Source organism: bacterium SCSIO 12741 (genome assembly GCA_024398055.1).
Taxonomy (GTDB): domain Bacteria; phylum Bacteroidota; class Bacteroidia; order Flavobacteriales_G; family Salibacteraceae; genus SCSIO-12741.
In genome coordinates this window covers 1465932-1479791 of sequence record CP073749.1, presented here as the reverse complement: position 1 = coordinate 1479791, position 13860 = coordinate 1465932, and the positions used below count along the sequence as shown (strand labels likewise).

12 protein-coding genes are annotated in these 13860 nt (G+C 43.8%); 6 read left to right on the top strand and 6 right to left on the bottom strand.

The window, feature by feature from the left end:
* The first annotated feature begins 98 nt into the window (after positions 1-98).
* Positions 99-434, top strand: coding sequence for a n-acetylglutamate synthase (locus KFE98_06220; protein UTW63736.1), 336 nt, complete (start codon positions 99-101; stop codon positions 432-434).
* A gap of 135 nt (positions 435-569) precedes the next feature.
* Complete coding sequence (locus tag KFE98_06215) at positions 570-1199, top strand: response regulator transcription factor (GenBank protein ID UTW63735.1); 630 nt, start codon at positions 570-572, stop codon at positions 1197-1199.
* Here the strand turns inward: KFE98_06215 and KFE98_06210 are convergent.
* The 3 genes from KFE98_06210 to KFE98_06200 form a co-directional block, all read right to left on the bottom strand.
* Complete coding sequence (locus KFE98_06210; GenBank protein UTW63734.1) at positions 1141-3036, bottom strand: hypothetical protein; 1896 nt, start codon at positions 3034-3036, stop codon at positions 1141-1143. The two genes, KFE98_06215 and KFE98_06210, sit on opposite strands and share 59 nt — an antisense overlap.
* Before the next feature lie 172 nt (positions 3037-3208).
* Positions 3209-3697: a hypothetical protein gene (locus KFE98_06205; protein UTW63733.1), complete on the bottom strand. Its 489-nt coding sequence runs from the start codon at positions 3695-3697 to the stop codon at positions 3209-3211.
* A complete protein-coding gene (locus KFE98_06200) occupies positions 3684-4901 on the bottom strand; it encodes a hypothetical protein (GenBank protein ID UTW63732.1) in 1218 nt (405 codons plus the stop codon). The genes KFE98_06205 and KFE98_06200 overlap by 14 nt, the downstream gene beginning before the upstream one ends.
* 318 nt (positions 4902-5219) lie before the next feature.
* On the opposite strand from KFE98_06200, the gene KFE98_06195 reads away from it, so the two are divergent.
* The 3 genes from KFE98_06195 to KFE98_06185 all read left to right on the top strand — a co-directional run bounded on the left by KFE98_06195 (position 5220) and on the right by KFE98_06185 (position 7818).
* The gene (locus KFE98_06195; protein ID UTW63731.1) at positions 5220-6314 is read left to right on the top strand and encodes an acyl-CoA desaturase; all 1095 of its coding nucleotides are present in this window, start codon (positions 5220-5222) and stop codon (positions 6312-6314) included.
* A gap of 82 nt (positions 6315-6396) precedes the next feature.
* Complete coding sequence (locus tag KFE98_06190) at positions 6397-7581, top strand: DEAD/DEAH box helicase (protein ID UTW64653.1); 1185 nt, start codon at positions 6397-6399, stop codon at positions 7579-7581.
* Between the two features lie 12 nt (positions 7582-7593).
* A complete protein-coding gene (locus KFE98_06185) occupies positions 7594-7818 on the top strand; it encodes a hypothetical protein (GenBank protein UTW63730.1) in 225 nt (74 codons plus the stop codon).
* A 71-nt stretch (positions 7819-7889) separates the two neighbouring features.
* On the opposite strand, the gene KFE98_06180 is transcribed toward KFE98_06185, so the two are convergent.
* Both KFE98_06180 and KFE98_06175 read right to left on the bottom strand, forming a co-directional pair.
* Positions 7890-8339, bottom strand: coding sequence for a hypothetical protein (locus KFE98_06180; GenBank protein ID UTW63729.1), 450 nt, complete (start codon positions 8337-8339; stop codon positions 7890-7892).
* Positions 8340-8345: 6 nt separating this feature from the next.
* Positions 8346-9884, bottom strand: a complete 1539-nt coding sequence (locus KFE98_06175; GenBank protein UTW63728.1) for a tetratricopeptide repeat protein — start codon at positions 9882-9884, stop codon at positions 8346-8348.
* 626 nt (positions 9885-10510) lie between these two features.
* On the opposite strand from KFE98_06175, the gene KFE98_06170 reads away from it, so the two are divergent.
* Positions 10511-12754 (top strand): T9SS type A sorting domain-containing protein, encoded by a 2244-nt coding sequence (locus tag KFE98_06170; protein UTW63727.1) that lies wholly within the window; start codon positions 10511-10513, stop codon positions 12752-12754.
* Positions 12755-12758: 4 nt separating this feature from the next.
* On the opposite strand, the gene KFE98_06165 is transcribed toward KFE98_06170, so the two are convergent.
* Positions 12759-13829 (bottom strand): hypothetical protein, encoded by a 1071-nt coding sequence (locus KFE98_06165; protein UTW63726.1) that lies wholly within the window; start codon positions 13827-13829, stop codon positions 12759-12761.
* Positions 13830-13860 lie beyond the last annotated feature (31 nt).

Sequence of the window (13860 nt, the reverse complement as noted above, 5' to 3'; positions counted from 1 at the left end):
CTCATGAATTCCCTGATTTCTTTAGGGATTTGACGACGGCTCAATTTCGCTGGAAGAAATTTGATAGAATTGTAGAAATCGTTTGAACCTCAGCAGCCATGAATTACCACAACAAAACTTTTCGTCCGGTGGAAACCAGTGAAAATGGAGAAGTCGGTGAGGAAACCATTTTCCACTACCAGCAACAGGACCATATTCTTACTTGTACGTATTCGGGTAAATCCATTCGAAGCGGGCATCTAATGGGTTTGGTAGATCCGGATGGAAACATTGAGATGCGCTACCACCAAGTGAATTCTAAGGGAGAGTTGATGACTGGAATTTGTACGTCCAAACCCGAAATCATGGACAATGGAAAAATTCGATTGCACGAATCCTGGAGCTGGACATCCGGTGATTGCTCGTCCGGAAATTCTATTTTGGAGGAGATTTGATTGCTTTCAGACGAAAGGTTGTTAAGGTTCGCCTTGTGAGATTCCAGTTTTAAAAAAGGATTCGGTGAACTGGCAAATTCCTATTTAAACGGGGCAGAAAATTTTGAATCTACTCCTTATTTTTACCCTTCAACCATGATTCAAGTTGTTGCCATAGATGATCATCAAATCATGCTCGATGGGCTGCAAGCGATATTCAAACCTTTAGCTGATATCGAATTAGTCCATGTGGTAGATCGGGTAGACCGCGCCAAGCGATTGAATTATAGCCAAATTCAAGTGGTCATTCTCGATATTGATTTAGGCGAGGACAACGGGATGGAATTTGCCCGATACTTGCTAAGTACCTACCCACATCTCCGCATTCTTGGATTTTCCATGCATGAAGAAAGAGAAGTTATTTCCGCTTTTATCCAATTGGGCTGCCACGGATATGTCAACAAAATGGTGAGCGAAGATGAGCTGATCCGAGCTATACGACAAGTGGCTGCCGGGCAGCTTTTGGTGGGAAGCAAAACCGTGGGTTCTTTGGCCGACCTATTTGCAAGTGCTTCCGCTCATTCTCAATCCCCTCTTTCAGAAAGGGAGCAGGAAATTGTTCATTTGTTGGTGGACGATCATTCTACCAAGGACGTGGCCAACCGGTTGTTTATCAGTCCTTCTACCGTAGAGACGCATCGACGCAATCTGATGAAAAAGTTGGGCCTCAAAACGCTTTCGGGATTAACGAGGTATGCGATTCGCATGAAGTGGATTCAACCTTAGTTTTGGACCGAGATAACCATCGAAAATTGAATCCTCCCTTTTTTGCGTGACGACCAAACCTTACCCCCAATCCATCCATGTATTTACGAATCAGGTATAGGCCCAGCCCAGTAGATAATTGGGTATGTGATTTGTGGTGTACCGTGATCGGTGTGGATCCGGAAAAGTCAGAGCCGGAGGTGCTTTCGGGCATATGTTCCTGGTTGGTAATCGACAGACAAAGAAAATGATCAAATCGCAGGGAGCAATTTAGCTGAATGGTGGAGTATTCACTGGCATATTTTACGGCATTGGATAAGAGATTATCCAATACTTGATAGAGAAGAAGTTCTTCAATTTGAACTGGATTGCGTGTAGCTGCGGGTGTAAATTGAATTTGAATATGCTTGTAGCGTGCATGCTCCCGGTAGAGCTGAATAAGGCTATAGATTAAGTCATTGACATCCACTTTTTGTTTCGGGCTGCTTTGTTTTAAATCCATTCTATAGTGCTTAATCAGCAGTTGAGTAGAATCGATCATCCGTTCAATATTGGATTGTACAATGCCTATTTTTTCATGATGCCCGGATGGATCATCTTTTGATGCCTGAAGAATACTTCCCAGAAGATACCGGATGCCAACAAGAGGAGTCTTAAGGTTGTGACTCACCATGGCCAGCAGTTCACTTTTTTCTTCATTGAGTCGCTCCAGTTTTTCGTTTTGCATTTCCAGAGCTTTCTTCTGCATGGCGCTTTTTCGTTGAGCCCGGTGTTTAAAAATGACCAGAAGACCCAGCAACAGCAGTACCAGAAGGGCGGAGGAAAGAACAATGAGGAATTCCCTTGACCGGGCTTCGGCCAGTTCTTTTTTGGTTTTAAGAACTTGAATTTGCTGCTGCTTTTTGTAAACCTCAAACTCCGATTCCGCACGACTAATTTTTCCTTCATTTTCTTGGAGAAGAATCATTTCCCGGAGCATATAAACTCTTTTGTAAGCCTCCAGGGAGGAAGAGTATTCCAAAGCCGCTTCGTAATATTCAGAAAGGTCCCGATAGACCCGGGCCAGCGATCTCAAATCGTTTTGCGTACGATCCAGTGTCTGATAAGCCGTATCCAGATAAAGTTGGGCTTCATCATCATCTCCGCCGCGCAGGGTTATCTCAGCAAGTCGGACGTAATTGGCCGCCGGTGCCAGGCCGTAATGTTCTTTTTCCAGAGCAATGTTTAGCTTCATGTAGTATTGCGCTGAATCGTAAAACCCCAGGTCGTAGAGGATGATGGCCTTGAGGTATACGGTTTCCAGGTAAACATGAGAATCCTTGAATCGTCCCAGGAGATTTAGTGATGAATCCAGGTAGACTTTTGCGATCGGAAAGATGAGCTTGTCTCGATATACGCATCCCTGGTTGTTGATCACATTGGCCCATTTTAAGGTGTCTTTACCGAGGCGATGTATCATTTGGGATTGCACAAAAAATGAATCCGCCTGGTCAAAATAGGCGGCATTGCGGTAAATCAGCCCAAGGTTATCATAAATATCCGCTAATACGGAATCTCGCTTTTGGTCGCCGTGAAGCTGAAGTGCTTCATAAAGCTTGGTGCGGGCTTGTTCACTGTCTCCATCCAAGTGGTAGGCCCGTCCGCTTCGAGTGAGGGATTTGATCATCCAAAGTGTATCCTTCGATTCCAGGCTCAATTCCTCAGCACGATTCAAAAAATACCGAGCCTTGATTACATCTATGGGCCAATAGTATTCGGCTGAGTCGAGTTGTTGCTGGACGGGATGAACCGTTGAGTTTTGGGCCTTAGTGGGCAGGCAAAAAAGCACAGCAATTAAACAAACGACAGCCGTTTTCATGAATTAAGGTTTGGAAGAGCGGTATTCAGTGTTTCCGCTATCAACTTGAATTACGGGCGATTAGGGTAATAGTTTGCCCAACAAACAGGGAAAAGTGACATTGTTCGGCAAAGCCAAAAATTTATGGTTGAAACGCAGCGGCTTACCCTTGACAACCAGAGGTTTTCAACCTTCAATCGGTCACAAACCAACCATGACTTCCGGCAACAGCACCTGCCGTGGTGATTAGGCTAAGGAGAAGTAAAAACCAATGCGCCCGGTGCATGATTTGAAAGGTCTTTTCCGGGTTTTTGTTAGCGTACTTTTTAAATAATCTGTGCAGGACGAAGGGCTCCAAAATATAAAGCACGAGTGAAAAAATGACCCATACCAGCGTCATGGTATGAACCCACCAATACTTGAATTCAAAGTACCGATGCCATCCATTGAGCGCATACAGCATGTAAAACCCGGTGATGCCTGTGATCAACGTGGTGATTTTTGCCTGGAGCGCAAATCGTCCTTCAATTTGTTCAAAGGTCTTTATTTGATCCTCTTTGGAGGCCAATCTTTTAATGGCCGGTATGATCACGGTGGTGACCATGCCGACTCCGCCAATCCATAGAACAACGGCCAATACGTGCAACACCCTGGCCAGGGTAAACCATTCAAATTTTTCCATGATAAGCAGTTTTCGATGTGGGATGAATAACAATTAAAAAGATGCCCAAAGCCATCATCGCACTTCCTATGAAAAGGGCGGTCGAAGGATAGAATATCCAGTGAAGCCCATCGAATACCAAGAGCATTTCAGTCCAACAAAATCCGGTTAGGAAGAGAGTTAATCCAACGGGGACAAGCTTTTTGGTGGTAATCCATCCCAGCTCGATGAGAAGACCAAGAAACAGGAAAGAAATCACCCCGATAAGGCTCAGGTGCAAGTAGGCCAGGATGATCGATTTGCTGGTAAAAGCATAGTCCTGAAAAATGGGCACAACTGAGAGACTTTGAAGAACAGTTTTCAGAACAAAGAAGAAAAGGAACAGCCCGATAAATACCCGGCTCCAGCGACGCAAACTGATCCAAAAGGCGACCAAGACAGACTGAACAGAAAGTACAAAGTAAATGGCCCCTGCGAGTAACATTATCGTAGAGAGGGTGGCTGGTACCTGAAGGTATGGAGCAAAACTCATTCCCAGGAGAGAAAGGGTAATGGCCGGTAGAGCGGCCAGCGCAAAAAGGATAAATCCATGCCTGGCCTTTGGCCTATGATAAGGAATGTTTCTGATTTCCAATAAGCGGTAAAAAAGCCCCAGTGCCACAAACAAAAACCAGCCGTTGTACTGCAAATGCAGAAAAGTATAGACGAGTGATTGGTACGCCTCGCTTCCTCCTAATCCTTTGGCAGACATGGCGCCGATGCCAAAAGGAACCAAGGTGGAAAGCAGCCCAAGCCAAAGGCCGGTTTTGATATAATGGATGGAGATCAGATCTTTCTTCTTGCTAGGTGATTTTTTCAAATCCCCTAAAAAGCGGAAAATGAACCAGTAGTTAAGCCCTTGAAAAACCGTTGAGAAAATGATTGAATACAAGGCATAACCCTGAAGGGAAAACGAGGCCAGTATCGCAATAATTAGGGGAATAGTCCATTTGAATTGGAGGGCGTATCTGCCTTTTTTAATGGTTTCAGAATCCAGGTAAAGGTGGGTTAGAAAAAGGAGCATTAAGGGATAAATCCAACCTTGAAATGCCACGTGGGAGTGAGCATGAACGAGGTGCCCGTATTGAAAGGGGAGGGAAAACAGAAACTGACCGCGCAGAAGGGTCCCGATAAGGGCTACGACCAACAGAAACAACAAGCCGATTCTACTCCAGGAAACCTGCATTTTTTACTAAGTGGACAAAGGTAGTCCCTTTCCGGCATTGCTTATTTATAAAGAATTTAAGGTTAGTGTAATTCGCTGTATTTTAACTGATTGCTTGCTTAATTTGTTCGTTCGCGAATAATACTATCTTTGGCGCTCGGAACAGCAGATGTACCAGATTGGCCTTTCCCATCCCTAGTTAGATCCTCTCCACGTATAAACGCTTAACGGACCTGTATCCACAGTTGGATTCAGTTGATTAATTACCTGAATAGTACCAAGGGGGCTACTTCTTGCAGGAAGAAGCTTTGGGCCAAAAGAAGGGGAGAACCTCACTTAATGACAGCATTTGCCAGATTTGACACGAAGAAGGATCGTGATTTCCTAAAAACCATACGTAAAAGAGTAAACGAGCACTTCAAGTCCAACGACATTTCAAGATTTGCCAATTCGACAATGGTGGTAAAAACCATCGTTATGTTTGCCTTGTACCTGATTCCTTTTCTGTGCATCATTTCAGGGTTGTTTACCAATTACTGGGTCATTTTTCTTTTCTGGATGATTATGGGTATTGGTAAATCGGGCATTGGTCTTTCGGTGATGCATGATGCTAACCATGGAGCTTATTCCAGAAACCCCAGAGTAAATCGACTTTTGGGACTATCGATGAATATTATTGGAGCCAATGCCGAAGTTTGGAAATTACAGCATAATGTGTTGCACCACACCTATACCAATGTCGATCAGATCGATGATGATATAAATGCTCCGTCCTTTCTGCGGTTTACACCCTATCAAGAGTTAAGGCCGATCCATCGTTTCCAATTCCTTTATTTCTGGTTTTTCTATGGGATTTCTATTCTTGCTCGAGTAACCTTTAGAGAATATTTTAGAGCCTACAAGTTCAAAAAAATGGGGCTCACCCCAAAGCCTGGACAATTCCGTGAGCTGATGGTGAGTTTGGTGATTTGGAAAGTGATTTACTTTGGCCTGTTCCTGGCTCTACCCATTTGGCTTTCCCCGGTTCCCGTAGGATTTACCATCCTTTGCTTTGTGATTATGCACTTTATTGTTGGATTGACTCTTTCTATGGTTTTTCAGTCTGCTCATGTGCTGCCCAATTGTGAAATTCATCAAAGCAACGAGTCTGGCGACCTGGAAAATAGCTGGATTGCCCACGAATTAAAAACAACGAGTAACTTTGCACCCAATAGCAAGGTGTTATCCTGGTTTATCGGAGGATTGAATTTTCAAATAGAACACCATCTCTTCCCCAATATTTGTCACGTGCACTATAAGAGCATTTCAAAAATTGTGGAGCAAACTGCCCGTGAATTCGATCTTCCTTACAACTCCTATCCAAGTTTTACCCGGGCCTCTATGGAGCACGTTAAGCTGCTTTATGACCTGGGCCGAGCTGAGAAAGTTCGATAGCCTTCCTACCATTAGTTAACCACCAGTCTCCATAATTAGGGAGACTCTTTAATTGTTAAAAATGCAAACAAGAAATAAATCTATGCCCAATAAGGGCAAACCCGTTCGGGCCAAATCCAAACCCCGACATGCTTCAAATAGGAAGAAAAATAAACGGGTATCATCCATAAATCCGGATTCCTTAATTCGAAAAGCGAGCCCGGCGAAACCCGAGGAAGTAACTCTCCATCGAGAGGTTAAATCTCTTCCTTTGGATCATCGGTTGATCCGAAATATTACCCACAAGGGATTTAAGCAATTAACTCAGATCCAGGACGGCTCGCTGGAATTTCAGCTGGAAGGAAAGGATGTATTGGGGATTGCTAAAACTGGAACAGGTAAAACCGGGGCCTTTTTGATCCCGCTCATCCAGCGACTTTTGGTAGAAAACAAAAACCGAAAAACGCTCATTCTGGTACCCACCCGTGAACTCGCCGTTCAGGTGGAGGAAGAGTTTAACAGCCTGGCCAAAAAGCTCCCTATGCGTGCTATTTGTGTGATTGGTGGAACTTCAGTCAATCGGGATATTCAGCGCTTAAGAGAAAGGCCTCAGCTGGTTATCGGAACCCCTGGAAGGGTTCAGGATTTGATTGTCCGCAAGGCGCTTCGATTGAAAAGCTACAACGGGTTGATTCTTGACGAATTTGATCGAATGCTCGACATGGGATTTGTCAAAGAAGTAATGGGAATCGCACGTGGAATGGTGCACAGAGATCAAACGGTATTGTTTTCGGCTACCGTTAACGACAAACAGAAACCATCTATCGATGAACTGTTGAAAAATCCGGAAATGGTTCGAACGACCTCTGGAAAGGAAACTTCTGATCATATTGAGCAGCAAGTGATAAGGATTAAGCCGAATGAAAATAAGTTCTCGGTTCTCTTGAATTTGATCCAACAAGACGAATATGAAAAGGTTTTGGTATTTGCGGAGACCAAAAGTTGGGTGAAAAGAATTACGTCCAAGCTGCGAAAATCGGGGATAGATGTCGACGAGATTCATGGCAACAAAACTCAGAACTACCGGATTCGGGCTCTCAATAAATTTCGCAGAGGCGAATTGCAGGTACTGGCCGCAACAGATGTAGCCGCACGGGGCATTGATGTGGATGATGTAACCCATGTCATCAATTATCAGATGCCTATGGATATGGATAGTTACATCCATAGAATCGGTAGAACCGGAAGAGCCGGTAAACAAGGAAAAGCTGTAACTTTAGTAGATTAACAGGGGATAAGAGTGTCGAAATCACAACAAACATTTGGAAAACGCGATCGGGAGAAAAAGAAACGACGCAAAAAAGAAGAGAAAAAATACAAAGCTGAACAACGGAAATTGGAGCAGGCTGAGAATACCAGTAAAGGCCCTCAGATTGATTGGTCACAGGCACCGGAAAACCGAACCCTGAGTAAAGCAGACCATACCCGTAGAAGTCAGATTCAAGGCGAGTCTGAAGAGGAGTAGAATAAGGTTTTAACCTCCAAAGCATAGGCGTTTACGATCCGTTCCAATGGCCAAAGAATAATACCTAAGGGTCATTCTTCGATCAAATGGGTAATGGTCTGAGCCGCATAAAAATAGGAGAGCCCATTTCCTTCACCACCCATGGATTCATCCGTGGAAAGTACCATTTTAAGTTCGGCAAACAAGTAATGTCCGGGTTCCATTTCTTGCGGTCTAAAACCCAATCTGCTCAAATGCTTGATTATTTCTGGTAGGTCATTTCCGAACTCAAGTTCGAAGCCATTAGTTTGAACCGATAGCCCCTCGTGCACCTCCAGCTCTTTAAGTTGGCCCTCCGGATTGTAGGTGAGAAAAAAATAGTTTTCGCTGCCGTTGTAATCTTCGTAAATGTCTCGTAGGTTGTCCTTCTCAGACGGTGAGCCTAGTTTTTGGTGCACATGGGTTCTGTCTTCTCCCCATTGAAATTCATTTCTATTTAGAGTGAATCCCTGGTTTGGGGTGTAGGATAGAATCAGGCTCATAGTTTTTTAGCTTTTCTCGAGGAAGGGGAAGGTGATTTCCACTTTAAAACCCTCATCAGAAGATAGACTTATTTCCCCATCCAATTCATGGACAAAAGTTTGGATAAGCCTAAGACCGAATCCGGTGGATGAGTGCGAGCTGCTTTGGGCGTCTTTTAATCCAGGGCCATTGTCCTGCACTTTGAGGAAGACCTGATTGTTTTCGAATAACGTTAGGATGATTAATTCGGGCGATGGATTGTTTTCCAGGGCATACTTAAAGAAGTTGGTCATTAATTCATGAACCATAATTCCCATTTTCATGGCCAATGAAGACGGAAGTGAAAAGCGCCGTAGTTCGTTTTGAATAGAAACGCTTTTAGAAGAAGTATACCCGAGCTCTGTATTTTGAATAAGCTCATCCAGGTAACTGGACATATCCACCACTTCTTTTTCTCCCGAAGGATTAACCAGGTGCCGGTTGATCATAGACAGGGAGTCTACCCGACCTTTATAATCTTGAAGGACCTGGCTCAGTAATTGACTTTCGCTGGCCTTGTCGTGGATTTGAAACATGGCGCTGATCATGGAAAAATGGTTGCTCGTTCGGTGTTTGTATTCTTGATGGAGAACCTGAATTTGTTCAGCTTGTTTTTCCAACTGCACTCCTTGAGCCCGAAGTTGGCGGTTGTTTTTCCGGTTGATATTCAGCAGGTAGACCATCGATATGGAGAAAAGAATAAGCAGAATTACTCCACCTATGAGCAAAGAGTTCGTCCGAAACAGAGCAGCATTCCGTTCCTCCAGCAATTGACTTTTTTCCTCCTCCTGTGCCAGGGCCTTTTGGTTTTGCTCCACATCAAATTCAATCTGCATCCGGTCAATGGCCTCTTGCTTTTCGATGCCGTAGATCTTTTGTTGAAGGGAGTCCTTGATGCGGTACCATTTGGAGATTTCTTTTGGGTCGCCGAGGGCTTCGCTCCATTCGATTCGAATTTTCGCAATATCTGGAAGTGTGCCATTGATTGAATCTCGTAAAGAAAGGCGTTCGGCTTTGCTTAATAAAGAATCGCTATAGTGAAAATTGCCTTTATGAGTTTCTATTCGAGCTATCTGAGCAATGGATGAAGAAACTTTTGATGAGTCACCAATTATCAGTCTTATATCAAGACTTTTTTTGTAGTAGAATTCGGCACTATCTAAATTTTTCAATTTAAAATATAAGTCCCCAATTAAGCTTTGTGTATTTGATAGTGATCTTAATTGCTTTGATTTTGATTTTATTCTTTGAGACTCATAAAGGTATTTTTTGGCTGAGTCTAAATTTCCGCTTAATAGGTAAACTTGGGCCAAATTGTTTTTTACTCCTGAAGTGCCTAAAGTGTCTTTGGCTAAATATGATGATTCTAGAGCCTTATAAAGAAAGAATAGGGATTTGTTGTAGTTTTTGAACTCCTTTTGTAGATTTCCGAGGGTGTTATAGTATTTATAAACCGACTCAGGGTTTGCCCTTTCTTTTTCAGCCTGAAGAATGGATAAAGTTGTTTCGTATGCTTTTACATACATCCCCTTTTTTTTAAAGCTCAACCCTAATATTTGATCTAATTCTAGATGGTGTCCATAAATCCCGAGATCTTCGTAGATGTGTCTTGAAAGTTGGATTGAGGATATACATGATGATATTTTACCCAAGCTATATTCGGAAATTCCCAAGTAATGATACAATTCCGCTTTGTTCGAATCTGACTCGAAATTTTGATATTGTTCGATCCCAAGATTATAGTAATGAGATGCGCTATCAAACCTTTCTTGCTGATAATGGACAACACCCTGATTTCTTAAAGGCAATACTTTTTCATCATATTCCTCTATGGTCATTACGGGTTTCGAATTTTGAGTTTGAGAAAAGCCCGGCAAAGCCCACAAAAGAGCAAACAAAAAGAAATACTTCATGGGTTAAATTCTACTTGGTTATTGAGTTTGGTCGGTCTAAAGTAACCAAAAACGAAGAGTCAATTCGGTGTTTTGACCTTTATGAATGAATACGCTTGAATCAACAAACCCCAACCTTCCTTCGAATTAAATGTTCTTCCCGATAGAACCGATATTTTGCCTAATCCTTTCCATTCGAAGGGGTTTCGTCAAATGACATTCGGTTTTTTCGATATTTGCACAAATTATTTCCAAAAGATATGAATCGATTTTTCCGACTTTCCACGCTCTTTATCACTGTTTTATCTGCCTTCACGGTCCAGGCCCAGGTGAATGATGGTGCCATTGTTGAACAGATTTCACCGGACACCTGTGCGTCTTCTAACAACGTGATGGTTGTGGTGGAAAACAAGGGTTCGGCTACCATGACTTCCGTATCCATCGGCTGGACGGTCAACGGTACCAGCCAGACCCGGGCCAGATTTTCGGGGCTTAACCTGAGCACCAACCAAAAGGACACGGTTTCATTAGGAGCTTTCTCTTTCGGTGGTGGTTCTACCGATGTGGTAATCGCTTGGACAGACTCGGTATCCGGATCTATCGATGATAACCGATCAAACGATACTTTAAAAACGAATGTACATACACCTCCTACGGCTACTTTTACGGCCCTGGCCGATGTTTGCGAAAACGGTGGTAGTGTAACCCTAAACCAAGGTAGCGGTACTCCAGCTGGTGGTACAGAAACCTACTTCGGAAACGGGGTAAATGGAGGGATCTTTGAACCCAGCCAGGCTCAATCCGGAGTTCATGTGATTAGCTACGTATACACGGCACCTAACGGATGTTCGGATACGGCGACCCAAAACATCACGGTGGATACCATTCCTCAGGTTTCTTTTACCGGAGGAAATCCGGTTTGTGAAAACAATGGAATTTTCCCACTTACTTCAGGTCTTCCTATGGGAGGTAACTACTCAGGAGTTGGTGTAAGCAACAACATTTTTGATCCAGCAGTAGCCGGACCCGGAGTTCACAACATCACCTATACTTACACCGATTCAAAAGGATGTGCTGATTCGGTTAGTGCACAGCAAGGTGTGGATTCCATCACGATAGCGTCTGTTACTTTACCAGTTAGCATCTGCTTGAATGGCGATTCCATCATTTTGAACACAGGAATGCCTGCCGGTGGAACGTATTCAGGAAATCAGGTTAATGGAAACGTTTACCTACCTGTAGGAGCTGGATTTGATACCGTGATGTATACGTTCACCAATGGTTTGGGTTGTACCGATATCGATACGGCCACTATTCGTGTAGATGTAACTCCTAAAGTAGGTTTTAGAGCTATTGGCGATGTTTGCCGCAACTCAGGATTGGTTTCACTTAGTCAAGGAACTCCAACAGGCGGAGTGTATAGTGGTCCTCACGTTGTTAATGGACAGTATGATCCCGTAAATGATGGAGTGGATACGCTTAAGTATGTATACGTGGACAACAGAGGTTGCTCGGATTCTGCTTACCAGACCATTCGCGTTGATTCTCTTCCTATTGTTCGTTTGATTCCATTCCCATCCAATTGTGAGAACAATCCAGCCTTTATGCTTTCAGGTGGACTTCCATTCGGAGGAACGTATTCGGGTAGAGGGGTTATTGGAAACCAATATCATCCGAGTCAAGCCGGAAGCGGATTGGATACCATCAAATACGTTTTCGTAGATGGAAATAACTGTAGCGACAGCACAGAACAAACCATTATGGTGAATCCCGCTCCAACGGTTACCATTACCACCCCAGCTCCCGTTTGTTCCAATGAAGGAGCAGTTAACCTAAGTGGTGGAATGCCTAACGGTGGAGAGTACCATGGAATGTACGTAAACCGTGCCACAGGATCTTTTGATACCGATGCAGCCGGAGCAGGTAAGCACCAATTTGGCTACACATTCACCGATGTAAACAATTGCCGCGACTCTATTTTCGATACTTTGGAAGTAGTAGCAGCTCCGGTATTCAGTTTGGGCGCCGATACTTCTATGTGTGGCGATGCAAAAGTGACGCTGGATCCAGGAATTGCTAACATGACTTACAACTGGAGCACAGGTGAAACCACTCAAACTATTGAGGTTCAAAAAAGCGATCTGTTTTGGGTAGAATTAACGGACAATAGCACGGCTGCCAATTGTTCTGCCAGAGATACAGTTCGTGTAGATTACGATTCTCTTTGCTTAGGCCTAAATCCAATTACTCAAGAATTGGCTGAGGTAGTATTCTACCCAAATCCAAACAATGGTTCTTTCCACATGAATGTTTCCGGATTGGCCGGTCTTGACTTGGAAGTACGCATATTCTCTCCAAACGGGCAGGAAGTGTACAATAAGCAATGGGTGAGTATTGCAGATTTTCACCAAGCTAACGTAGATCTTCAGGTAGATCCAGGAGTATACTTAATTCAGGTTATTTCAGGAGATCAAGCCGCTACTCACCGCTTGTTGGTGCAGTAATCGCTTAGCCGAGGATCTCTAATATTCCGCTAATTATTTCACTGGATCCCAAAAGGAGTCCAGTACCCAGAATAAGTTGGTTTTCCCTTAGCCTTTGAAAGGCAAGGGGAAGACCAGTAATTCCTGATGCACTAAATCCAAGGGCAACAATGACAGCCCCGGTGATTTTCAAAGCGGTCAATGGTACATTGATCAAAATAGCACCGCCCAAAATCATCATTCCAATGCCAATGGTAAATACTCGCTGTTGATTGGCATGAGTACGAAGCCCTAACAGGAGTGCTGCAACGGCGGAAACACCAAGCATAAGAAAGGAAAATACGGATCCACTCATGGATCCTACCGGGCCTTGAGATGGAATGAATTCCATCAACAAACCTTTGCCCAATCCCAAAGCCATGCCCATCGCAATAATGATGAGGTAGGGATTGCCGGTTTTTGAAGGTTTGTTTCTCTCTTGGAGGGGAATCTGAGTTTTTTCAGCTACGGTGGCTGTAGATGATTTGAGAAACCAATAACCCGATCCGCCGACCAAAACTCCTCCGGTAATGAAGGTTAGGGTAGGGCCGAGAAAGTTAACCAGGCCTACGATTAAGGGTTCCAGGGCATAGCTGAGATCAGATGCTAAAATCAGAATTCCCATGACCAAAGGGAGGTTCTCCTGAGAAGTAAATCGTTCGATCAAAGAATTCGCAGGACTAATAAATATGTTCATTGAGATTAACCAAAAGGCAATCATAACGGGCAGGGCTGTCAAAATCCATGGGCTCTGGGGAATACTGATCAAGGTGGCCACCACCATAAAAATCATCGCTGTAACGGCAATTCCAATGGCGAAAACCAAAAAGAAGTTGCTGCCCTTTCGGAACATTCGATCCGCAATCCATCCAGCCAGAGGAGGAATGCAAACCAAAACAATGGCCTTCATCCAGATGAGTAGGCGAGCCATATCCGTAAGTCCAAATGATTCTAAGAGATGGGGTTGGTATTCGTGGTAAGCGATCCAACTGATACCAAGTGCAACATTGAGCGCACCTAAGCTGATAATCTGTTTCCAGGGTAATTGCCGTTCCATACGGGCTAATTTACAGAAAATCAGAAGGGAG